Source organism: Streptomyces sp. NPDC058274 (genome assembly GCF_042881375.1).
Taxonomy (GTDB): Bacteria; Actinomycetota; Actinomycetes; order Streptomycetales; family Streptomycetaceae; genus Streptomyces.
Window position 1 is genome coordinate 380,154 of the sequence record NZ_JBHVXW010000006.1, and the last position, 23,004, is coordinate 403,157.

Genomic DNA, 23,004 nt, shown 5'->3' on the forward strand with positions numbered 1-23,004 from the left:
CACGCGGCGCGGTGTCCTGGGGCCGCCCTTGCCGGGGCCGTACCTCCCCGCCGTACACTGGCTCGGGGAACGCTGGCACTCGCACGCGCTGAGTGCCAGGACGAAGGTCCACGCAGACCACGGTGCCGACTTCAGGAGGTGTGCGCGATGCTCAGTGAACGCAGGCTGGAAGTGCTGCGCGCCATCGTCCAGGACTATGTCGGGACCGAGGAGCCGGTCGGCTCCAAGGCGCTGACCGAGCGGCACCGGCTGGGCGTCTCCCCGGCCACCGTCCGCAACGACATGGCGGCCCTGGAGGACGAGGGGTACATCGCGCAGCCGCACACCAGCGCAGGGCGCATCCCCACCGACAAGGGCTACCGGCTCTTCGTCGACAAGCTGGCCGGCGTCAAGCCGATGACGGCGCCCGAGCGCCGCGCCATCCAGAACTTCCTCGACGGAGCCGTCGACCTGGACGACGTCGTGGGCCGCACGGTGCGGCTGCTCGCGCAGCTGACCCGGCAGGTCGCCGTCGTTCAGTACCCCTCGCTGACCCGCTCGACCGTGCGGCACGTGGAGTTGCTCTCGCTCGCCCCCGCGCGCGTGATGCTCGTGCTCATCACGGACACCGGCCGGGTCGAGCAGCGGATGATCGACTGCCCGGCGCCCTTCGGCGAGACGTCATTGGCGGATCTGCGCGCGCGGCTCAACAGCCGGATCGCGGGCCGCCGTTTCGCGGATGTGCCGCAATTGGTGCAGGATCTTCCGGACGCCTTCGAGACGGAGGACCGGGGTACGGTCGCGACGGTGCTCTCCACCCTGCTGGAGGCACTCGTCGAGGAGAACGAGGAGCGGCTGATGATCGGCGGGACCGCCAATCTCACCCGCTTCGGACATGACTTTCCCCTCACCATCCGGCCGGTCCTCGAGGCTCTCGAGGAGCAGGTCGTGCTCCTCAAGTTGCTTGGGGAGTCGACGGATTCGGGCATGACCGTACGGATCGGTCACGAGAACGTCCACGAGGGACTCAACTCCACGTCCGTGGTCTCGGTCGGCTACGGTTCGGGCGTCGAAGCAGTAGCGAAACTTGGCGTGGTCGGACCGACCCGCATGGATTATCCGGGAACGATGGGAGCGGTACGCGCAGTGGCACGGTACGTCGGACAGATCCTGGCGGAGTCGTAAGTGGCCACGGACTACTACGCCGTACTCGGCGTGCGCCGCGACGCTTCCCAGGACGAGATCAAGAAGGCGTTCCGGAGGCTCGCGCGCGAGCTGCATCCGGACGTCAATCCCGATCCGAAGACGCAGGAGCGCTTCAAGGAGATCAACGCCGCCTACGAGGTGCTGTCGGACCCGCAGAAGAAGCAGGTCTACGACCTCGGCGGCGACCCGCTCTCGCAGAGCGGCGGCGCGGGTGCGGGCGGCTTCGGCGCCGGCGGGTTCGGGAACTTCTCGGACATCATGGACGCGTTCTTCGGCACGGCGTCGCAGCGTGGCCCGCGGTCGCGCACGCGCCGTGGCCAGGACGCCATGATCCGGCTGGAGATCGACCTCGACGAGGCCGCCTTCGGCACGACCAAGGACATCCAGGTCGACACGGCCGTGGTGTGCACCACCTGTAGCGGTGAGGGTGCCGCGCCGGGGACCTCCGCGCAGACCTGTGACATGTGCCGCGGTCGCGGTGAGGTGTCCCAGGTGACGCGGTCCTTCCTCGGCCAGGTCATGACGTCCCGCCCCTGCCCCCAGTGCCAGGGTTTCGGGACCGTCGTCCCGACCCCGTGCCCGGAGTGCGCGGGCGACGGGCGTGTGCGTTCCCGGCGGACCCTGACCGTGAAGATCCCGGCCGGTGTGGACAACGGCACGCGGATCCAGCTCGCGGGCGAGGGCGAGGTCGGCCCTGGCGGCGGCCCCGCCGGTGACCTCTACGTCGAGATCCACGAGCTGCCGCACTCGACCTTCCAGCGCCGCGGCGACGATCTGCACTGCACGGTCACGATCCCGATGACCGCGGCCTCCCTCGGCACGAAGGTGCCGCTGGAGACCCTCGACGGTCTGGAGGAGGTCGACATCCGCCCGGGCACCCAGTCCGGCCAGTCGATCCCGCTGCACGGCCGCGGCATCACGCATCTGCGCGGCGGCGGTCGCGGTGACCTCATCGTGCACGTCGAGGTCACCACCCCCACGAAACTCGACCCTGAGCAGGAGCGGCTGCTTCGGGAGCTCGCGGTCCTGCGCGGTGAGGAGCGCCCCACGGGCCAGTTTCAACCTGGGCAGCAGGGACTCTTCTCTCGGCTGAAGGATGCGTTCAACGGGCGCTGAGGCCCGTACGCGGGGGATGCGGAACCAGGACGGCATGGCCGTCCACACCCCCTGAGCGGCCGGATTCGGACTTGTTCGGAGGACGTGACAACATGCCGTCATGTCCTCCGCACTGACCGATCTCTTCCGGTATCCGATCGTGCAGGCCCCCATGGCGGGCGGTGTCTCCGTGCCGCGGCTGGCCGCTGCCGTCTCCGAGGCGGGCGGGCTCGGATTCCTTGCCGGCGGGTACAAGACGGCCGACGGTGTGTACCAGGAGATCAAGCAGCTGCGCGGGCTCACGGGCCGTCCCTTCGGTGTGAACCTCTTCATGCCGCAGCCGGAGTACGCGGACCCCGCGGCCGTGGCGGTGTACGCGCATCAGCTCGCCGGTGAGGCCGCCTGGTACGACACCGAGCTGGGCGACCCGGAGAGCGGACGCGACGACGGCTACGAGGCCAAGCTCGCCGTACTCCTCGACAACCCCGTGCCGGTGGTCTCCTTCCACTTCGGCTGCCCGGCCCCCGAGGTCCTTCAGGCGCTGTCCCGGGCCGGTACCCGGACCGTGGTCACCGCGACCACGGTCGACGAGGCGCTGGCCGTCCAGCGGGCGGGCGCCGACGCGGTGCTCGTGCAGGGCGTGGAGGCGGGCGGCCACCAGGGCACCCACCGCGACATCCCGGAGGTGGACGGCGCCGGCATCGGACTGCTCTCCCTTCTCGCCCAGGTCCGCGAGAGCGTGCACCTCCCGATCGTGGCGGCCGGCGGCATCATGCGCGGCAGCCAGATCGCCGCGGTGCTCGCCGCCGGCGCGAGCGCGGCCCAGCTCGGCACGGCGTTCCTCGCCACCCACGAGTCGGGCGCCCATGCGGTGCACAAGGAGGCGCTGACCAACCCGCTCTTCGTCCGTACGGAACTGACGCGGGCGTTCTCCGGACGCCCGGCCCGCGGCCTGGTCAACCGCTTCCTGCGCGAGCACGGCCCGTACGCGCCCGCCGCGTACCCCGAGATCCACCACCTCACCTCCCCGCTGCGCAAGGCCGCGGCCAAGGCCGGCGACCCGCAGGGCATGGCGCTGTGGGCCGGCCAGGGGCACCGCATGGCCCGCGAACTGCCCGCCGGGCAGCTGGTGGAGGTGCTGGCCGCCGAACTCGAAGCGACGATGACAGCGTTGTCGTCGTTCCCGGCGGGCGGTGCGGCCCGATGACCGCGCCGGTCTTCGTGGTGGAGCACTTCCGCGCGGGCAGCGGCGGACGCTATGTCCTCGACGGCGCCGAAGGACGGCACGCCGTCTCCGTGAAGCGGCTGCGGCCCGGCGAGGACGTCGTCCTCACGGACGGGGCCGGCCGCTGGGCGGAGTGCGTCGTCACGGACACCGAGGGCAAGGACCGGCTGATCGTCCAGCTGGACTCGGTCGCCGAGGAACCGCCCGAGGAACCCCGTATCACCGTCGTCCAGGCCCTCCCCAAGGGCGACCGCGGTGAGCTCGCCGTCGAGACCATGACGGAGACCGGCGTGGACGCGATCGTGCCCTGGGCCGCCGCCCGCTGCATCACGCAGTGGAAGGGCGACCGGGGCCTGAAGGCCCTCGCCAAATGGCGGGCCACGGCCCGGGAGGCCGGCAAGCAGTCCCGCCGGGTCCGCTTCCCGGAGGTCGCGGACGCGATGACCACCCAGCAGGTTGCCGCACTTCTCGCCAAAGCCGACCTGGCCGCGGTGCTCCACGAGGACCGGGAGTACGGCAGCGCGGCGCTCGCCACCGCGGACCTCCCCTCCGCCGGGGAGATCGTGCTGGTCGTCGGCCCCGAAGGGGGCGTTTCCCCCGAGGAGCTGGCGCTCTTCTCCGAGGCCGGCGCGAAGGCGTACCGGCTGGGGCGTAGCGTGCTGCGTACATCGACCGCCGGGACCGCGGCCGCGGCCCTGCTGCTCGGCCGCACCGGCCGCTGGTCCTGACCGAACCCGACCTCCAAGGGGGACTGGTGGAACTCGCACAAGTACGGCTGCTGGTCTCGGACTTCGCCGCCTGCTACCGCTTCTACGCCGAAGTCCTCGACCTCAAGCCCCAGTCGGGCGCGACGGAGGGACCGTACGAGAAGTTCAGCCCCATCACCGGGTCGGCCGGCATCGCCCTCCAGGACCGCGCCATGATGGCCGAAGTCCTCGGTGAGCTGGGCGATTCGGCGACGGGCCACCGCTCCCTCGTCGTGCTGCGCGTCGACGACCTGGACAGCTACTGCGCCGCCGTCACAGCCCGCGGCGCGACCCTCCTCCACGGCCCGGCCCCCATGACGGAGCGCATGCGCGTCGCCCACCTCAAGGACCCCGAGGGCAACCTGGTCGAACTCCAGGAATGGCTGCTGCTGCTCAGCTGACGCCGGCCTCGAACAGCGCAGCGGTGGGTCACCCGTGCCGGGGAGTGGCCGCATGCGGTCTACCGCCGCGCCCGCTCCGGTGGCACCCTGCCGTGCATGGGGGCTTTGAGGCGTATACGGCGCCCGACGGGCCGTAGGAGAGTGCTCGCCGCGGTCGCGCTGGGCGCGGCCGGGGTGTTCGGGACGGTCGCGTGCGAACCGGGGGACGGACTGAGTTCCGCCGCGGTGGCGTACACCACGGACCAGACGGGGACCAAGGAACTGGAGCGCCGGGGCGCCGACGTGCAGTGGCTGAGCTGCACGGCGAACTACGGCGACGGGAACAAGGCGTTCACGCCCGGCAAGACGCCCTCGTCCAGCGCGCACACGGTGGCGAACGTGGACTGCCAGGGCCAGACCAAGGACGGCCGGGAGATCACCATCAAGGGGAAGGTCACCCGCGAGATCGACGGCAAGTGCGTGCGCGGGGACCTCACCGCCGAGGTCGGCGGCAAGCGCTGGTTCCGGCTGGACGTGCTGGGCAACTGCAACGCCGCGAGTACGCCCACGTACACCCCGCCCGTCACCTACGCACCCGGTCAGCCGCGCCCCACCGTGACGGTCACCGTCACCGAGACCATCTGGTGCCAGGGCGACCCCACCTGCCGGCCCGTAGAGGGCAAGTAGGTGCACAGGCGGGGCCGGGCCGCCGCGGATCAAGTGATCGAAACCACTGACCGGCCGTCCGGTCGCTGCATAGGGTGATCGGGTGACACAGCCCGTATCCAGTGCGCCCACGGCGCCCGCTGCGTACCTCCGCTTCCCGCACCTGCAGGGCGACCTGGTCGCCTTCACCGCCGAGGACGACGTCTGGGTCGCCCCGCTCGACGGCGGCGGCCGCGCCTGGCGGGTCAGCGCCGACAACGTACCGGTGAACCATCCGCGCATCTCCCCGGACGGCACCGCCGTGGCCTGGACCTCCACCCGGGACGGCGCCCCCGAGGTGCAGGTCGCCCCGCTCGACGGCGGAGCGGCCAAGCGGCTGACGTACTGGGGCAGTTCGCGGACCCAGGTGCGCGGCTGGACCCCGGACGGACACGTCCTCGCCCTCAGTACCCAGGGGCAGCCCTCATTGCGCCGCAGCTGGGCCCACGCGGTCCCGCTCGACGGCGGACCCGCGGCCACCCTGCCGTACGGGCCGGTCGGCGATGTCGCGTACGGCGGCCCCGGGGTCCTCCTGCTGTCCGCTCCGATGGGCCGCGAGGCCGCCTGGTGGAAGCGGTACCGCGGAGGCACGGCGGGCAAGCTGTGGATCGACCGGGAGGGCGAGGGAGAGTTCGTACGGCTGCACGAGGAGCTGGACGGGAACATCGAGTACCCCTTCTGGGTGGGCGAGCGGGTCGCCTTCCTCTCCGACCACGAGGGCGTCGGCGCGCTCTACTCCTCCTTCGCCGACGGGTCCGACCTGCGCCGGCACACGGGAGCCGGAGACGGGGACGAGGCCGGCAGCGGCGGCGGGTTCTACGCCCGGCACGCGGCCACCGACGGCACCCGGGTCGTGTACTCCTCCGCCGGTGAGCTGTGGCTGCTCGACGACCTGGACGGCGCCGAGCCGCGCCGTCTCGACATCCGGCTCGGCGGACAGCGCGTCGACCTCCGGCCGCACCCCGTGAGCGCGGCCCGCTGGTTCGGCGCCGGCGCGCCCGACCACACCGGACGCGGCAGCGCGATCGCCGTGCGCGGCGCCGTCCACTGGGTCACCCACCGCTCGGGCCCGGCCCGCGCGCTCGCCGCCGAACACGGTGTGCGCGCCCGACTGCCCCGCACCTTCCGCGCCGACGGCGAGGAGTACGTGGTGTGGGTGACCGACGCCGAGGGCGACGACGCGCTGGAGTTCGCGCCCGCCACCGGCGTCGGGCCCGGCGCGACCCCGCGCCGGCTCGCCGCCGGACAGCTGGGACGGGTCCTCGGACTCGCCATGGCACCCGACGGCAGCCGCGCCGCCGTCGCCACACACGACGGACGCGTCCTGCTCGTCGAGCGGGAGACGGGCGAGGTCCGGGAGGTCGACCGCAGCGAGGACGGCGAGGTCTCCGGCCTCGTCTTCGCGCCCGACTCCGCCTGGCTCGCCTGGTCGCACCCCGGCCCGCGCCCGCTGCGCCAGCTCAAGCTCGCCAACACCGCCGACCTGTCGGTGACCGAGGCGACACCGCTGCGTTTCCGGGACTACGCACCGGCGTTCACCCTCGACGGCAAGCACCTCGCGTTCCTGTCGGCGCGCTCCTTCGACCCCGTTTACGACGAGCACGTCTTCGACCTCGCGTTCGTCGGCGGCTCGCGGCCGCACCTCATCACGCTGGCCGCGACCACGCCCTCGCCCTTCGGACCGCAGCGCCACGGCCGCCCCTTCGAGGCACCCGACAAGGACGAGACCCCCGACAGCGAGGGCACCCCGACGACCCGCATCGACCTCGACGGGCTCGGCGACCGCATCGTGCCGTTCCCCGTCGAGGCCGCCCGCTACTCCGGGCTGCGGGCCGCCAAGGACGGAGTGCTGTGGCTGCGGCACCCGGTCACCGGTGTGCTCGGCGCCTCCCGCGCGACCCCGGACGACCCGGACCCGCGCACCGAGCTGGAGCGTTACGACCTCGCCCAGCGCCGCATCGAGCATCTCGTCGCGGACGCAGACCACTTCGCGGTCAGTGGCGACGGCAAGCGGATCCTGCTGTGGACCGACGGCAAGCTCAAGGTCGTACCCAGCGACCGCCGCGCCTCGAACGACGACGAGAGCGACTCCAACATCACCGTCGACCTGTCGCGGGTGCACCAGACCGTCGATCCGGCCGCCGAGTGGCGGCAGATGTACGAGGAGACGGGCCGCCTCATGCGGGACAACTTCTGGCGGCCCGACCTGGGCGGGGTCGACTGGGACGGGGTGCTCGACCGGTACCGCCCTGTGCTGGACCGGGTCGCCACCCATGACGACCTGGTGGACCTGCTGTGGGAGGTGCAGGGCGAGCTCGGCACCTCGCACGCGTACGTCAGCCCGCGCGGCGGACGGCGCGGCGGCGACCGGGCACAGGGGCTGCTCGGAGCCGACATCTCCCGTCACGAGGACGGCAGTTGGCGCATCGACCGGATCCTTCCCTCGGAGACCTCCGACCCCGACGCGCAGGCACCGCTGGCCGCGCCCGGGGTCGCGGTGCGTGCCGGTGACGCGATCGTCGCGGTCGGCGGGCGGCCGGTGGACCCGGTGACCGGCCCCGGACCGCTGCTCGTCGGGACGGCGGGCCGACCGGTGGAGCTCACCATCTCCCCGTCCGGCGGCGGTGATCACCGGCACGCGGTGGTCGTCCCGATCGCCGACGAGGAGCCGCTGCGCTACCACGCCTGGGTCGCGGACCGGCGGGCCTACGTCCACGAGAAGTCCGCCGGGCGTCTCGGCTATCTGCACGTGCCGGACATGCAGGCGCCCGGCTGGGCCCAGATCCACCGCGACCTGCGCGTCGAGGTGGCCCGCGACGGACTGGTCGTCGATGTCCGCGAGAACCGCGGCGGGCATACGTCGCAGCTGGTCATCGAGAAGCTCGCGCGCCGCATCGTCGGCTGGGACGTGCCACGCGGGCAGCGGCCCTACAGCTACCCGGAGGACGCGCCGCGCGGCCCCGTCGTCGCCGTCGCCAACGAGTTCTCCGGATCGGACGGCGACATCGTCAACGCGGCGATCAAGGCGCTCGGCATCGGTCCCGTGGTCGGGACCCGGACCTGGGGCGGGGTCATCGGCATCGACAGCCGCTACCGCCTCGTCGACGGCACGCTCGTCACCCAGCCCAAGTACGCGATCTGGCTGGAGGGTTACGAGTGGGGCGTCGAGAACCACGGCGTCGATCCCGACGTCGAGGTCGTCCCGACCCCCCAGGACCACGCGGCCGGCCGTGACGTCCAGCTGGACGAGGCGATCCGTATCGCGCTGGCCGCCCTCACCGAGAACCCGCCGAAGGCCGCGCCCGCTCTGCCCGAGCTGTGATCGGGCGGGCCGCCACCGGTGATGAGCCCCTCGGGAGGGAGAGCACCGGGGCCGGGACGGATACGATGCGGGCGTCAGTGATCAGTGGGCGCGAGGAGGCACACGCATGTCGGGAGAGCCGCAGGACGACTGCCTGTTCTGCAAGATCATCGCGGGGCAGATCCCGGCGACCGTGGTGCACGAGACGGAGACCACCTTCGCCTTCCGGGACATCAACCCGCAGGCACCCACCCATGTGCTGGTGATTCCCCGGGCCCACCACGCCGACGCGGCCGCACTCGCCGCCGCCGAACCCGCCCTCGCCGCGGACGTGCTGCGCGAGGCCGGTGAGATCGCCCGCGCCGAAAAACTGGACAGCTACCGGATCGTGTTCAACACCGGCGCCGGCGCCGGACAGACCGTCTTCCACGCGCACGCCCACGTCCTGGGCGGGCGCGGGCTGCAGTGGCCGCCCGGATAACCGGACGTGTCCGTACGCGAATTGGTGGTCCTCGGCACCGCCAGCCAGGTCCCCACCCGGCACCGCAACCACAACGGCTATCTGCTGCGCTGGGACGGCCAGGGCCTCCTCTTCGATCCCGGTGAGGGCACTCAGCGGCAGATGCTGCGCGCCGGGGTCGCCGCGCACGATCTGCACCGGATCTGCGTCACGCACTTCCACGGCGACCACTCACTCGGGCTCGCCGGGGTGATCCAGCGCATCAACCTCGACCGGGTGCCGCACGCGGTGACCGCCCACTATCCGCGCTCCGGTCAGCGGTTCTTCGACCGCCTCCGGTACGCGACGGCGTACCGCGAGACCGTCGCGCTCACCGAGGCCCCGGTCGACACCGACGGCGTGCTCGCCACCACCGACGCGTACACCCTGGAGGCCCGGCAGCTCTCCCATCCCGTCGAGTCGTACGGCTACCGGCTGGTCGAGCCCGACGGCCGGCGCATACTGCCGCGGCTGCTCGCCGAGCACGGCGTCCGGGGACCCGATGTCGGGCGCGTCCAGCGGGAGGGCTCGCTGCGCGGGGTGAGCCTCGAGGACGTCAGCGAGCCGCGGCGCGGGCAGCGGTTCGCCTTCGTCATGGACACCCGGCTGTGCGACGGCGTGTACGCGCTCGCCGAGGGCTGCGACATGCTCGTCATCGAGTCGACGTTCCTCGACGAGGATGTGCAACTCGCCTCCGACCACGGCCATCTGACGGCCGGTCAGGCAGGGCGGGTCGCGAAGGACGCGGGCGTACGGCACCTGGTGCTCACCCACTTCAGCCAGCGGTACTCCGAACCGGACGAGTTCGAGCGGCAGGCCCGGGCGGCCGGCTTCGAGGGCGAGCTGACCGTGGCGCTCGACCTGATCCGGGTGCCGCTGCCGAAGCGGGGGTGAGGCCGCCGCCCGGAGACCGCGCGGTCGGTGACCCTTGCCGGGGTCTCGGCGACCCGTGCCGGGTGCGGGGCGCCGGTTTTCGGAGGGGTGGGGGATCGACCGTACGATGCTTCGATGCCCCTCCCCAAAGCTGAGCTGCACCTGCACATCGAAGGCACCCTGGAGCCTGAGCTTGCCTTCGCGCTGGCCGCGCGCAACGGCGTCCCGCTGCCGTACGCCACCACCGAAGAGCTCCGCAAGGCGTATCTCTTCGACGATCTCCAGTCGTTCCTGAACCTGTACTACGAGCTCATGGCCGTGCTCAGGACGGAACAGGACTTCGCCGACCTCGCCGACGCGTATCTCGCGCGGGCCGCCGCGCAGGGCGTGCGGCACGCGGAGATCTTCTTCGACCCGCAGGCGCACATCGCGCGCGGTGTGCCGATCGGCACCGTCGTCGAGGGGCTCGCGCGAGCGCTGGACGCTGCTGTCGAGACGCACGGCATCTCCACGCAGCTGATCATGTGCTTCCTGCGGGACGAGTCCGCCGAGTCGGCACTGGAGACGCTGGAGGCGGCCCGGCCGTATCTCGACCGGATCGTCGGCATCGGGCTCGACTCCGCCGAGGTCGGGCACCCGCCCGCCAAGTTCCGTGAGGTGTACGAGGCCGCCGCCGCGCTCGGGCTGCGGCGCGTGGCGCACGCCGGCGAGGAGGGGCCGCCGGCGTACATCACCGAGGCGCTGGACGTGCTCGGCGTCGAGCGCGTCGACCACGGGCTGCGCTGCATGGAGGACCCGGAGCTCGTCGAGCGGCTCGTCCGCGAACGGGTGCCGCTGACGCTGTGCCCGCTGTCCAACGTCCGGCTGCGCGCCGTGGACGTCCTGGAGGACCACCCACTGCCCGCGATGATGGACGCCGGGCTGCTGTGCACCGTCAACTCCGACGACCCCGCCTACTTCGGCGGGTACGTCGGCGACACCTTCCACGCCGTCCATGAGGCGCTCGGGCTCGGCCGGGAGCGGCTGCGGGAGCTCGCCCGCAACTCGTTCGTCGCCTCCTTCCTGGAGCACGACGAGGAGCTGCGGAGCCGGTATCTCGCCGAGGTCGAGGCATACGAGTTCGAGTAGCCCCGCCGTCCCGGCCGCGGCCCGGCTGCGGGCCGTCCCGGGTCAGCGCCAGTGGGGGGAGCCCGCCGCGGTCAAGGGGGCGGCCTCGATCTTGGCCCGGGTTTCGCGCATCACCGCGACGATCCGCTCCTCATGTGCGGCAGTCAGCCGCACCACCGGCACGGAACAGCTGATCGCGTCCTGGGCTGGAGCGTCGTACCGCAGGGCGAAGCCGAACCCGACGATGCCGAGGACGCCCTCCTCGCGGTCGACGGAGTAGCCGCGGGCGCGGGTCGCGGCCAGATCCGCCGCGAGGGACGCGCGGTCGGTGTGGGTGTGGGGGGTGGCGGCGACGTAGGGGCCCGCGGGCAGGACGTCGTCCGGGCGCTCGGCCAGCAGGGCCTTGCCGAGCGCGCCCACATGGGCCGGCAGCCGCCGGCCGACCCGGCTGATCGTGCGCAGGTACTCGTGCGACTCGCGCGTCGCCAGATACGCCACGTCCCAGCCGTCCAGCCGCCCCAGATGAAGCGTTTCGCCCAGCGCCTGGGACGCCTCGTCGAGGTGGGGACGGGCGGCACGCACCCGCGGGTCCGTGTCGAGATAGCTCGTGCCGGTCAGCAGGGCGTGGATGCCGATGCCGTAGAGGGACCCGGTGACGTCCGTACGGACCCAGCCGCGGCGGATCAGGGTCTGCAGCAGGGCGTACATCGAGCTGCGGGGGACCCCGAGCTCGTCCGCGAGCTCCTGCAGACGTGCCGGACGGTCCCCGCGCGCGGCCAGCAGTTCCAGCAGCCCGACCGTGCGCGCGGCGGACTTCACCTCGCGCACTCCGCGCTCGTCCATGGGTTCCGGCATGTGCCCGATCGTAAAGCGGAAGGCACCGGACCATTGACGCGCTTCGTTCGCCTATCTAATCTTTATCTTCATACGTAGATGTCATCCACATACGGAGATGGGGTCAGGTCGGGATGGGGATGCGCAACAGCTCGGACACGGACGGAGACGGCGGAGCGGGGGGAGTCGGGCAGGGCCTCGTCGGGCGGCTGCGCCGGGGGATGGCCCACGGCGTGCTGTCCTTCCCGCTCACCAGCTTCCACGACGACGGCTCCCTCGACCTCGACGGCTTCCGCGCGCACCTCGAAGCGCAGCTCGCCACCGGCCCCGGAGCCGTCTTCCCGGCCTGCGGCACCGGAGAGTTCTTCTCGCTGGACGAGGAGGAGTACGGGCAGGTGATCACCGCCGCCGTCGAGGTGACCGCCGGCCGCGTCCCCGTGGTCGCCGGGACCGGATACGGCTGGGCCCAGGCCGCCCGCTTCGCGCGGATCGCCGAGCAGGCCGGCGCCGACGCCCTGCTCGTCCTGCCGCACTACCTCGTCGCCGCGCCCCAGGACGGGCTCGTCGGCCAGCTGGAGCAGCTGGCGGCCCGCACACGGCTGCCGCTCATCGCCTACCAGCGCGGTCAAGTCGCCTTCGACACCGACTCGTTGCGGCGCATCGTCCGCATCCCCGGGGTCATCGGACTCAAGGACGGGCACAGCGACCTCGACCGGCTGCAGCGGCTCACACTCGCCGCGCCCGACGGCTTCCTGTTCTTCAACGGCGCCTCCACCGCGGAGATCCAAGCCCGCGCGTACGCCGCCGTCGGCGTGCCCGCCTACTCGTCGGCCGTGCACGCCTTCGCGCCCGAGATCGCGGACGCCTTCTTCGCGGCCCACGCGCGCGGTGACGACGCCGCGATGGACCGCCTGCTGCGCGAGTTCTACGTCCCCTTCGTCGAACTCCGCGACCGGCGGCCCGGATACGCCGTATCCCTGGTGAAGGCCGCCGCCCGGCTGCGCGGGCGCCCCGTCGGACCCGTCCGCGCCCCGCTCACCGACCCCTCGGCCGCCGACCTCGCCGACCTGGAGGCGCTGCTCGCCACCGGCCTCGACCTGGCGTCCGACCTCGTCCCCGTAGGAGCCGCCCTGTGACCCGCGATCTGACCATCACCGAGGTCCGGCTGACCCCGATCCTGGTCGCCGACCCGCCGCTGCTCAACACCCAGGGAGTGCACCAGCCGTACACCCCCCGGCTGATCGTCGAAGTCGTCACCGCGGACGGCGTGACGGGCATCGGCGAGACCTACGGCGACAGCAAGTACCTGGAGCTGGCCCAGCCCTTCGCCACCAGACTGCTCGGGCGCCAGGTCTCCGACCTGAACGGGCTGTTCGCCATCGCCGACGACGTCGCCGTCGACCAGGGACGGGTCGACCACCAGGTCGACGTGAGCGGCCTGCGCGGCGTCCAGACCGCCGACAAGCTGCGGCTGTCCGTCGTCTCCGGCTTCGAAGTGGCCTGTCTGGACGCCCTCGGCAAGGCCCTCGGACTCCCCGTGCACGCACTGCTCGGCGGCAAGGTGCGCGACGCCGTGGAGTACAGCGCGTATCTCTTCTACAAGTGGGCCGGCCACCCGGAGGGCGTCACCGGCGAAAAGGACGACTGGGGGCCCGCGCTCGACCCGGCCGGAGTCGTCGAGCAGGCCCGGAAGTTCACCGAGCGCTACGGGTTCACCTCGTTCAAGCTCAAGGGCGGTGTCTTTCCCCCCGAGGAGGAGATCGCCGCCGTACGGGCCCTGGCAGCGGCTTTTCCCGGACATCCACTGCGCCTCGACCCCAATGGCGCCTGGTCCGTGCCGACCTCGCTCAAGGTCGCGGCGGAACTGGGAGACGTACTCGAATACCTGGAGGACCCCGCCCTCGGCACGCCCGCCATGGCGGAGGTGGCCGCGAAGACGGACGTACCGCTCGCCACCAACATGTGCGTGACCACCTTCGCGGAGATCCAGGAGGCCTTCACCAAGGGGGCCGTACAGGTCGTCCTGTCCGACCACCACTACTGGGGCGGACTGCGCAACACCCGTGAACTGGCCGCGATCTGCCGCACGTTCGGGGTCGCGGTGTCGATGCACTCCAACACCCACCTCGGGATCTCCCTCGCCGCGATGACCCACGTCGCGTCGACCGTCCCCGATCTGCACCACGCCTGCGACTCCCACTACCCCTGGCAGTCCGAGGACGTACTGACCGAACGCCTCACCTTCGAGGGCGGCTCGGTCACGGTGTCCGACGCGCCCGGTCTCGGCGTCGCACTCGACCACGACAAGCTGGCCTTCCTGCACCGGCGCTGGCTCGACGACGACGGCTCCCTGCGCGACCGCGACGACGCGGCCGCCATGCGCGCCGCCGACCCCGAGTGGACCACTCCCCCCGTCCCCCGCTGGTAGCAACGACGCGACGACCGGACCCGGAGACGGCCCGCGCGGCCGCTCCGGCGCCGAGGGCGACACCGGGTGCGGCAGGGGCCGTACGACCCGGGGGCGCGTGAAAAGTGGTGGCACACTGGCCTGAATCCGCACCACGCCAGGGAGCCCACCGTGATCGCGTCCGACGGAGAGGGACCGTACTGCCCCGCCCGGGTCGACCCGCTCGACGGGCTGCGCACCCCCGGGGACCCGCCCTGGGACGTCTACCTCACGGGGACCGTCTTCCTCGACATCATCTTCACCGGGCTCGACTCCGCCCCGGTGCGCGGGACCGAGTCCTGGGCCCGAGGAATGGGTTCCAGCCCCGGCGGGGTGGCGAACATGGCGACCGCACTGGCCCGGCTCGGACTGCGGACCTCCCTCGCGGCGGCCTTCGGGGACGACCACTACGGGGAGTACTGCTGGGACGCGCTCGCCCGCGGCGAGGGCATCGACCTCTCGCCGTCGCGCACCGTGCCCGACTGGCACTCGCCGGTCACCGTGTCGATGGCGTACGAGGGCGAGCGGACGATGGTCAGCCACGGCCACGAACCGCCGCCGGAGGAACCGGCACCGGAACACGCTCCCCGCGCGCGTGCCGCCGTCGCCTCGCTGACACCCGGCACGCGCGCGCCGTGGATCGCCGAGGCGGCCCGGGCGGGCACCCGGATCTTCGCCGACGTCGGCTGGGACGACACCGGCCGCTGGGACCTGGCCGGGCTCGCCGATCTGGAGTACTGCGAGGCGTTCCTGCCGAACGCCGAGGAAGCCATGCGCTACACCGGCGCCGACTGCCCCAAGGCGGCCGCCCACGCACTGACCGATCACGTACCGCTGGCCGTCGTCACCCTCGGCGCCGAGGGCGCGTACGCCGTCGACGGGCGGACCGGGGAGAGCGCCGAGGTCCCGGCGATCGCCGTCGAGGCCATGGACCCCACCGGCGCGGGCGACGTGTTCGTCGCCGGCTTCGTGATGGGCACGCTGGCCGACTGGCCGCTCGCCGACCGGCTCGCCTTCGCGGGGCTGACCGCCGCGCTCTCCGTCCAGGAGTTCGGCGGCTCCCTGTCGGCCCCCGGCTGGTCCGAGATCTCCGCCTGGTGGCGCCGTGTGCAGTCGGTCGAGGACCAGGATCCGGCGGCACTGGCCCGGTACGCGTTCCTGGAGGGCCTGATCCCCGAGGAGAGCCGGCCGTGGCCCCTGCGGCGGGCGGTTCCCACGATCGGCTTCGGCCGCTCGGCGTGAGACCTGCCGGGGGCTCGTTCCCCCGCTCGGCGTGAGACCCGCCGGGGGTTCGTTCCCCGAGTGCCGGCCGAGTGCCGGTCTCCCGATGCGGGAGACCCCGGTGCGGGAGTGGTCGCAGGGGCGTACGAAAAGCCCTACGGCGATGTCAGTGCCGCGACGTACCCTTGGCAGTGCCAAGCCGGCCCCGCGCCGGCGCCCCCGTTCTAGGAGGACGAGCAAGGCCTACAGAGCCGGCCCATGACTGACACACCCACAGTGCACAGCCCCGCGCAGGGGCAGGCAAGAGCGCAGTTCACCGTTCCGGCCGCGCACCCCATGGTGACCGTGCTGGGTTCTGGGGACGCGCTCCTGCGCGTGATCGAGAAGGCCTTCCCGGCGGCCGACATCCACGTCCGGGGCAATGAGATCAACGCGGTCGGCGACGCCGGTGAAGTCGCTCTCGTCCAGCGTCTGTTCGACGAGATGATGCTCGTGCTCCGCACGGGACAGCCCATGACGGAGGACGCAGTGGAACGCTCGATCGCCATGCTCCGGGCGAGCGGGAACGGGGAGGGTGACGGCCAGGAGACCCCGGCCGAGGTGCTCACACAGAACATCCTGTCCTCGCGCGGCCGCACGATCCGCCCCAAGACGCTCAACCAGAAGCGGTACGTCGACGCGATCGACAAGCACACGATCGTCTTCGGCATCGGACCCGCCGGCACCGGCAAGACCTACCTCGCCATGGCCAAGGCCGTGCAGGCCCTGCAGTCCAAGCAGGTCAACCGCATCATCCTCACCCGCCCGGCCGTGGAGGCCGGCGAGCGCCTCGGCTTCCTGCCCGGCACGCTCTACGAGAAGATCGACCCGTATCTGCGCCCGCTGTACGACGCGCTGCACGACATGCTCGACCCCGACTCCATCCCGAAGCTGATGGCCTCGGGCACGATCGAGGTCGCGCCGCTGGCATATATGAGGGGCCGAACCCTCAATGACGCCTTCATCATCCTGGACGAGGCTCAGAACACGAGCGCCGAGCAGATGAAGATGTTCCTCACCCGGCTCGGTTTCGACTCGAAGATCGTGATCACGGGTGATGTGACGCAGGTCGACCTCCCCAGCGGTACGAAGTCCGGTCTGCGCCAGGTCCAGGACATCCTGGAGGGCCTCGACGACGTCCACTTCTCGCGGCTCACGTCCCAGGATGTCGTTCGGCACAAGCTGGTCGGCCGTATCGTCGACGCGTACGAGAAGTACGACAGCGAGAACGGCACCGAGAACGGCTCCCACAAGGGCCGCGGCAAAGCCGGCAACCGAGGGAAGTAGACCAGCACGCCCATGTCGATCGACGTCAACAACGAATCCGGAACCGAGGTCGACGAGCAGGCGATCCTCGACATCGCCCGCTACGCGCTCGCGCGGATGCGCATCCACCCGCTCTCCGAGCTCTCGGTGATCGTCGTGGACACCGACGCCATGGAGCAGCTGCACATCCAGTGGATGGACCTGCCCGGTCCGACGGACGTCATGTCCTTCCCGATGGACGAGCTGCGTCCGCCGATGAAGGACGACGACGAGCCGCCGCAGGGCCTGCTCGGCGACATCGTGCTCTGCCCGGAGGTCGCCGAGCAGCAGGGCAAGGACGCCCCGACGCAGCACTCCATGGACGAGGAGCTCCAACTGCTCACCGTCCACGGAGTGCTGCACCTGCTCGGTTACGACCACGAGGTGCCCGACGAGAAGGCCGAGATGTTCGGTCTGCAGGCGGCCATCGTGGACGGCTGGCGCGCGGAGCAGGGGCTGACCGGCCCCTCACCTGCCCCGACCGTCGCCTAGCAGTCGGAGCCGAGTACCTATGAGTCCCCAGCTCGTCATCGGTGCCATCGCGCTGGTCGTGGTCGCCTGGCTCGCCGCCTGCGCGGAGGCGGGCCTCGCCCGCGTCTCCAGCTTCCGGGCGGAGGAGGCCGTACGCGGCGGACGGCGCGGCAGCGCCAAGCTCGCGCAGGTCGCCGCCGACCCGACCCGCTATCTCAACGTGGCCCTCCTGGTGCGCGTCAGCTGCGAGATGGCCGCCGCCGCGCTCGTCACCTACGCCTGCCTGAACGAGTTCGACAGGACCTGGCAGGCCCTCGCGGTCGCCATCGGCGTGATGATCCTCGTGTCGTACGTCGCCGTCGGTGTCTCCCCGCGCACCATCGGCCGCCAGCACCCGCTGAACACGGCGACGGCGGCCGCGTACGTGCTGCTCCCGCTGGCGCGCGTCATGGGCCCGATCCCGCCCCTGCTGATCCTCATCGGCAACGCGCTCACCCCCGGCAAGGGCTTCCGCCGCGGCCCGTTCGCCTCCGAGGCCGAGCTGCGCGCGCTGGTCGACCTCGCGGAGAAGGAGTCCCTCATCGAGGACGACGAGCGCCGTATGGTGCACTCCGTCTTCGAACTGGGCGACACCCTGGTGCGCGAGGTGATGGTGCCGCGGACCGACCTCGTCGTCATCGAGCGCTACAAGACCATCCGCCAGGCGCTGACGCTCGCCCTGCGCTCCGGCTTCTCCCGCATCCCCGTCACCGGGGAGAGCGAGGACGACATCGTCGGCATCGTGTATCTGAAGGACCTGGCCCGCAAGACGCACATCAGCCGGGACGCCGAGAGCGAGCTGGTGTCGACGGCGATGCGGCCCGCCACCTTCGTCCCCGACACGAAGAACGCGGGGGATCTGCTGCGCGAGATGCAGCAGGAGCGCAACCACGTCGCCGTCGTCATCGACGAGTACGGCGGCACGGCCGGGATCGTCACCATCGAGGACATCCTGGAGGAGATCGTCGGCGAGATCACCGACGAGTACGACCGTGAGCTGCCGCCGATCGAGGACCTCGGCGATGACCGCTTCCGGGTGACGGCCCGGCTGGACATCGGCGACCTCGGCGAGCTGTACGGCTTCGAGGCGTACGACGACGAGGACGTGGAGACGGTCGGCGGGCTCCTGGCGAAGGCGCTCGGCCGGGTGCCGATCGCCGGTGCCTCCTCGGCCGTGCAGCTCCCCGACGGCCGGGAGCTGCGGCTGACCGCGGAGGCCGCCGCGGGGCGCCGCAACAAGATCGTGACGGTCCTGGTGGAGCCGACGGGGCCGGCCCAGGAGGAGGGCGAGGAGGCGAAGCCGGAGTGACACCCGACCAACTGCGTGCCTGCTGTCTGTCCTTCAACGCGGCTGTCGAGGACTTTCCCTTCAATCCGGACACCTCGGTGTTCAAGGTGCTCGGCAAGGTGTTCGCGCTGAGTCATCTGGGCGGGCGGCCGCTGACGGTGAATCTGAAGTGTGATCCGGAGGACGCGGTGCGGCTGCGCGAGGAGTACCCCGGGCTGATCGTGCCCGGGTGGCACATGAACAAGCGGCACTGGAACACGGTGACGGTGGACGGTTCGCTGCCCGGGCGTCTCGTCCGGGAGCTGGTCGAGGACTCGTACGACCTGGTGGTCGCGGGGCTTCCTCGGGCGGAGCGGCTTCGGCTGGACCGGCCGTAGTACGGGCCGAGGGGAACGGGCCGTAGTACGGGCCGAGAAGAACGGGCTGGGAATCAGCCCCGCCTCAGGCCGAAGGCGACCAGGATCGACGCCGCCAGGACGATCGCCGCGTCGAGGAGCAGGACCGTGTGGACGCCGGAGAGCAGGTCGGTGGACGTGGTGGCGAGGACGCCCAGCAGTGGGATGCCGATGGTGAGGCCGACCTGCTGGGTCGAGGTCACCAGGCCCGTGGCCAGGCCCTGTTCGGCGTCGGGGACGCCCGAGGTGACGGTCAGGCCGTACGAGATGATCGCGCCGAGATGGCACATGCTGGCCAGTGAGACGGCCGCGGTGGCGAGCCACACCGAGCCGCCGCCCTCACCGACGCCGAGCAGCGCGCCGATGAACAGACCCTGACCGGCGAGCGAGCCGACCAGCGTGCGGCGGGCGCCGAAGCGGCCGATGACCTTCGGGGCGTACACACCGGCGACGGCCGACATGACGCCCTGGACGCCGAAGACGAGACCCGCCCGGAAGGCGGAGAGCCCCAGGGTCTCCTGGAGGTACAGGGTCAGGACGAAGACCACCGTCGACATCATCGAGAAGGTGACCAGGCCGCCCAGATTGCCCCACGCCACCGTGCGCCGGCCCAGCATGGGCAGGCTGACCAGCGGAGACGCGGTGCGCGACTCGACGTACACGAAGGCGGCGAGCAGCAGGACGCCGGCGATCAGCGTCGCGACGACGTCCGCGCCGCCGAAGCCGCGCTCGGCCGCCGTCGACAGGGCGTAGATCAGCGAGAGCAGACCGCCGGTGACGGTGACCGCACCCGGTACGTCCAGCCGCGGTCGGTCCGGTTCGGGGGAGCCGTCCGTGGCCCCGGCGTCGCGGGGGCCGGAGCCGGGCAGCAGGCCCGGGGCCAGCGGCAGCACGATCAGGGCGAAGAGCGAGAGCAGACCCATCGTGGAGCGCCAGGTCAGCAGGTCCGTCAGGACTCCACCGGCCACCATGCCGACGGTGAAGCCGAGCGACAGGAGCGTCCCGGAGATGCCGAGGGCGCGGTCGCGGGCGGGGCCCTCCGCGAAGGTCGTGGTCAGCAGGGACATGCCCGTCGGCACGATGGCCGCCGCGCCCAGGCCCTGCAGGGCCCGCCCGGCCAGGAACGACCCAGGGTCCCAGGCGAAGGTCGCCAGCAGCGAGGCCGCGCCGAAGACGGCGAGGCCGGTCAGGAACAGCCGGCGGCGGCCGTACAGATCGCCCATCCGGCCGAAGAGCAGCAGGAAGCCGCCGGAGGGCAGCGCGAACGCCGTGACGGCCCACTGGAGTCCGGCCTGGCTCATGCCCAGGTCCTCGCCGAGCACGGGCAGCGCCACATTCAGTACGGAGAAGTCGAGTGCCACCATGAACTGGGCCGCGCACAGCACGAAGAGGACCAGCTTGTCGCGTGTCGAGAGCCGGCTCCCGGCCGGGGTCGTCGGTGGGGGAGCGGAGGGGGTGAGGGTCGTGTCGGTCGCCATGGGCAAGAGCATCCAGCGGCCGGAATAACCGTGGGGAGCGGGAACTTATGCTGGTGGTGGCACCACCAGTCACCCGGAGGGGGATTCGTACCGTGGCCGAGGACGCGCTCAAGGCCCATCGGCTGCGCGAGCTGCGCGAGTTCCTGATGAGCCGGCGGGCCCGGGTCTCCCCGGCCGAGGCGGGACTCCCCGGCGGCGGTGCCCGGCGCCGCACACCCGGCCTGCGCCGCGAGGAGGTCGCCGTCCTCGCGGGCGTCGGCGCGTCCTGGTACCAGTGGCTGGAGCAGGGGCGGGACATCTCCGTCTCGCCGCAGGTGCTCGACGCGGTCGCCCGCGTACTGCGGCTCAGCAACGCCGAGCGCCGCCATCTGTACGTACTGGCCGGGCTGAACCCGCCCGCGCCCGAAGTCGCCCCCGAGGACCGGGACATGTGCGACGGACTGCGGCGGCTGATCGACACGTGGATGCCGTTTCCGGCGCACATCATGGACCCGTACTACAACTGCGTGATGTACAACGAAGCCGCCGGCATGACCCTGGGCATGCGTCCCGAGAACTCGCAGAACTGCCTCGTCGACTTCTTCACCGACCCGCTCTACCGGGGCCGGTCCCGGACCTGGGAGGTGAACGCCCGCACGGTCGTCGCGCAGTTCCGTGCCTCCTGCGCGGCCGCCCCCGAGGATGAGGGCTTCCAGGCGCTGTTGGCCCAACTCCACGAGGTCAGCGCCGAGTTCGGGGCGCTGTGGGACCGCCGGGACATCGAGCACGCGGGCCAGATCCGCAAGGAGCTCGACCATCCGCTGGTCGGTCTGCTGAGCCTGGAGTCCACCGCGATGAAGGTGCCGGCGCGGCCGGATCTCACCATCGTGCTGCACACGCCGCTGCCGGAGGCCAACACCGCCGCCAAGCTGGAGTGGCTGGCCTCGCCCGAGGGGCGGCGGGGGTCGATGTACCCGGTGGCCGGATAGTGGCGGACCGCTGACCGCCGTGGACCGCTGGTCGGCGTGGATCACTGGTGGCCGTGGACCGCTGACCGCTGTGGATCACTGGTGGCCGTGGACCGCTGCGCGGAGCCCGGCGGGTTCTTCGTATGCTCGGGGCATGACCGACAGCAGCGCGCTCGACCCCGAGGACCGCAAGATCGTCACCCTGGCCCGTTCCGTGCGGGCCCGTAACGGTGTGCCCGAGGGGGCGGCGGTACGGGATGAGACCGGACGTACGTATGCGGCCGGGACCGTTGCTCTCGACTCGCTGAAGCTGAGTGCGCTGCAGACCGCGGTGGCCATGGCGGTGGCGTCCGGGGCGACGTCCCTGGAGGCGGCGGCGGTGGTTTCCGAGTCGGGGACCGCGGCTGCGGCTGATCTTGCGGCGGTTCGGGATCTTGGGGGGCCCGCCACGCCGGTGCTCGTCGCGGGGCCCGACGGGACCTTGCGCGCCACCTTGACCGCGGGCTGAGGGGCCCTACGGGGTTTTCGCCCCCGCCGCCCCTGCCCGTCCCGTACCTGGGGGCTTCGCCCCCAGACCCCCGTGTCGCGCTGACGCGCTCGTCCTCAATCGCCGGACGGGCTGAAACTCAGCCGGAGAGGGCGAAACACGGCTGTTCCGCACGGCCAACTTCGGCCACTTTCGGGGACCCCGTGGCTATCTCTTGCAATCCCAGGCCGCTCGCGCATCAATGGAACCGGTAATTCCGACGGACCGTCAGATCGTCGCCGCACAGCGTGCCGCACCCACGCGTGGCACGGCCGCGCACACAACTCCCCCCGCCCGCACCGGCGTCCCGGTGCCGGTCCCGTATGCCCGGCCGACGGCCGGCGGCTGTCCCCCCCCCACATGGCAATTCCCGTACAAGGGAAGGTAATCCAATGACTCGCACCCGCTTGGGCATCGGCGCGGCGTTAGCTGCCGGCACCCTGGCCGTAACCGGCCTGGCGTTCGCGCCGACCGCCGCGGCCGTCACCCCGCAGTCGGCGACCATCAACGCGACCTGCAGCATCGGCGGCTCCGGAGCGGCCACGCTCACGGCCACCCAGACCGGCACCGCGGCCACCATCACCCTGACCTCGACCGAGATCACCGCCCCGCTCTCGGTGGGCCAGGACTCCATCGCCTCCACCCTGACGCTGATGAAGGCCGGCGGCGGGACCTCGGTCTTCACTGGCCAGAAGAACCCCGCGATCCCCGCGGGCGGCGGGGTCACCGTAGGGCCGCTGGACGGCACCGTCGCCGCCGGGGACAGCCTGGAGGCGTTCGGCGGCGACCTGAAGATGGTGGTCTTCGGGATCACCATCACCTGTACCGCGGGCGGGCCGCAGTCCCCGGGCCCCTTCGTGTTCGAGTAGAGCTCGGGGCAAGCCCGCAGCCCAGGGCCG

At 71.8% G+C, this 23,004-nt stretch carries 22 protein-coding genes; 20 read left to right on the forward strand and 2 right to left on the reverse strand.

What is annotated here, in order from left to right:
* Positions 1–147 precede the first annotated feature (147 nt).
* The 10 genes from hrcA (at position 148) to ACFVYF_RS15885 (ending at position 11,137) form a co-directional block, all read left to right on the forward strand.
* Positions 148–1,164 (forward strand): heat-inducible transcriptional repressor HrcA, encoded by a 1,017-nt coding sequence (gene hrcA, locus ACFVYF_RS15840; protein ID WP_389455772.1) that lies wholly within the window; start codon positions 148–150, stop codon positions 1,162–1,164.
* On the forward strand, positions 1,165–2,301 hold the full coding sequence (gene dnaJ / locus ACFVYF_RS15845) for a molecular chaperone DnaJ (protein ID WP_389455773.1): 1,137 nt from the start codon (positions 1,165–1,167) through the stop codon (positions 2,299–2,301).
* A gap of 100 nt (positions 2,302–2,401) precedes the next feature.
* Positions 2,402–3,487 carry a nitronate monooxygenase gene (locus tag ACFVYF_RS15850; protein ID WP_389455774.1) on the forward strand — a complete coding sequence of 362 codons (1,086 nt, stop codon included), beginning with the start codon at positions 2,402–2,404 and terminating at the stop codon, positions 3,485–3,487.
* Positions 3,484–4,233: a 16S rRNA (uracil(1498)-N(3))-methyltransferase gene (locus ACFVYF_RS15855; protein ID WP_389455775.1), complete on the forward strand. Its 750-nt coding sequence runs from the start codon at positions 3,484–3,486 to the stop codon at positions 4,231–4,233. Before ACFVYF_RS15850 ends, ACFVYF_RS15855 begins: the two co-directional genes overlap by 4 nt.
* Before the next feature lie 26 nt (positions 4,234–4,259).
* A complete protein-coding gene (locus ACFVYF_RS15860) occupies positions 4,260–4,652 on the forward strand; it encodes a VOC family protein (protein ID WP_389455776.1) in 393 nt (130 codons plus the stop codon).
* Positions 4,653–4,748: 96 nt separating this feature from the next.
* Positions 4,749–5,318: a hypothetical protein gene (locus tag ACFVYF_RS15865; RefSeq protein ID WP_389455777.1), complete on the forward strand. Its 570-nt coding sequence runs from the start codon at positions 4,749–4,751 to the stop codon at positions 5,316–5,318.
* A gap of 82 nt (positions 5,319–5,400) precedes the next feature.
* Positions 5,401–8,658 carry a S41 family peptidase gene (locus ACFVYF_RS15870; protein WP_389455778.1) on the forward strand — a complete coding sequence of 1,086 codons (3,258 nt, stop codon included), beginning with the start codon at positions 5,401–5,403 and terminating at the stop codon, positions 8,656–8,658.
* A gap of 106 nt (positions 8,659–8,764) precedes the next feature.
* On the forward strand, positions 8,765–9,118 hold the full coding sequence (locus ACFVYF_RS15875; protein ID WP_389455779.1) for a histidine triad nucleotide-binding protein: 354 nt from the start codon (positions 8,765–8,767) through the stop codon (positions 9,116–9,118).
* A gap of 6 nt (positions 9,119–9,124) precedes the next feature.
* Positions 9,125–10,030: a ribonuclease Z gene (locus ACFVYF_RS15880; RefSeq protein WP_389455780.1), complete on the forward strand. Its 906-nt coding sequence runs from the start codon at positions 9,125–9,127 to the stop codon at positions 10,028–10,030.
* A gap of 114 nt (positions 10,031–10,144) precedes the next feature.
* Complete coding sequence (locus ACFVYF_RS15885) at positions 10,145–11,137, forward strand: adenosine deaminase (RefSeq protein ID WP_389455781.1); 993 nt, start codon at positions 10,145–10,147, stop codon at positions 11,135–11,137.
* Between the two features lie 42 nt (positions 11,138–11,179).
* Here the strand turns inward: ACFVYF_RS15885 and ACFVYF_RS15890 are convergent, their stop codons facing one another.
* Positions 11,180–11,971 carry an IclR family transcriptional regulator gene (locus ACFVYF_RS15890; RefSeq protein ID WP_389455782.1) on the reverse strand — a complete coding sequence of 264 codons (792 nt, stop codon included), beginning with the start codon at positions 11,969–11,971 and terminating at the stop codon, positions 11,180–11,182.
* 119 nt (positions 11,972–12,090) lie between these two features.
* Here ACFVYF_RS15890 and ACFVYF_RS15895 point away from each other — a divergent pair, with 119 nt between their 5' ends.
* The 7 genes from ACFVYF_RS15895 (at position 12,091) to ACFVYF_RS15925 (ending at position 19,136) form a co-directional block, all read left to right on the forward strand.
* A complete protein-coding gene (locus ACFVYF_RS15895; RefSeq protein WP_389455783.1) occupies positions 12,091–13,086 on the forward strand; it encodes a 5-dehydro-4-deoxyglucarate dehydratase in 996 nt (331 codons plus the stop codon).
* Positions 13,083–14,378, forward strand: coding sequence for a glucarate dehydratase family protein (locus ACFVYF_RS15900; protein WP_389455784.1), 1,296 nt, complete (start codon positions 13,083–13,085; stop codon positions 14,376–14,378). The genes ACFVYF_RS15895 and ACFVYF_RS15900 overlap by 4 nt, the downstream gene beginning before the upstream one ends.
* A 150-nt stretch (positions 14,379–14,528) precedes the next feature.
* On the forward strand, positions 14,529–15,638 hold the full coding sequence (locus ACFVYF_RS15905) for a carbohydrate kinase family protein (RefSeq protein WP_389455785.1): 1,110 nt from the start codon (positions 14,529–14,531) through the stop codon (positions 15,636–15,638).
* Between the two features lie 237 nt (positions 15,639–15,875).
* On the forward strand, positions 15,876–16,943 hold the full coding sequence (locus ACFVYF_RS15910) for a PhoH family protein (RefSeq protein ID WP_389455786.1): 1,068 nt from the start codon (positions 15,876–15,878) through the stop codon (positions 16,941–16,943).
* A 12-nt stretch (positions 16,944–16,955) separates the two neighbouring features.
* Complete coding sequence (gene ybeY, locus ACFVYF_RS15915) at positions 16,956–17,453, forward strand: rRNA maturation RNase YbeY (RefSeq protein ID WP_389455787.1); 498 nt, start codon at positions 16,956–16,958, stop codon at positions 17,451–17,453.
* A gap of 19 nt (positions 17,454–17,472) precedes the next feature.
* Complete coding sequence (locus ACFVYF_RS15920) at positions 17,473–18,780, forward strand: hemolysin family protein (RefSeq protein WP_389455788.1); 1,308 nt, start codon at positions 17,473–17,475, stop codon at positions 18,778–18,780.
* Complete coding sequence (locus tag ACFVYF_RS15925) at positions 18,777–19,136, forward strand: MmcQ/YjbR family DNA-binding protein (protein WP_389455789.1); 360 nt, start codon at positions 18,777–18,779, stop codon at positions 19,134–19,136. Before ACFVYF_RS15920 ends, ACFVYF_RS15925 begins: the two co-directional genes overlap by 4 nt.
* A 53-nt stretch (positions 19,137–19,189) precedes the next feature.
* On the opposite strand, the gene ACFVYF_RS15930 is transcribed toward ACFVYF_RS15925, so the two are convergent.
* Complete coding sequence (locus tag ACFVYF_RS15930; protein ID WP_389455790.1) at positions 19,190–20,632, reverse strand: MFS transporter; 1,443 nt, start codon at positions 20,630–20,632, stop codon at positions 19,190–19,192.
* A gap of 47 nt (positions 20,633–20,679) precedes the next feature.
* Between ACFVYF_RS15930 and ACFVYF_RS15935 the strand changes: the two genes are divergently transcribed.
* From ACFVYF_RS15935 to ACFVYF_RS15945, 3 genes are all read left to right on the forward strand, one after another.
* The gene (locus ACFVYF_RS15935; protein ID WP_389455791.1) at positions 20,680–21,600 is read left to right on the forward strand and encodes a helix-turn-helix transcriptional regulator; all 921 of its coding nucleotides are present in this window, start codon (positions 20,680–20,682) and stop codon (positions 21,598–21,600) included.
* A gap of 133 nt (positions 21,601–21,733) precedes the next feature.
* Positions 21,734–22,087 carry a cytidine deaminase gene (locus ACFVYF_RS15940; protein WP_389455792.1) on the forward strand — a complete coding sequence of 118 codons (354 nt, stop codon included), beginning with the start codon at positions 21,734–21,736 and terminating at the stop codon, positions 22,085–22,087.
* Between the two features lie 410 nt (positions 22,088–22,497).
* On the forward strand, positions 22,498–22,974 hold the full coding sequence (locus tag ACFVYF_RS15945; RefSeq protein ID WP_389455793.1) for a hypothetical protein: 477 nt from the start codon (positions 22,498–22,500) through the stop codon (positions 22,972–22,974).
* The last annotated feature ends 30 nt before the right edge of the window (positions 22,975–23,004 follow it).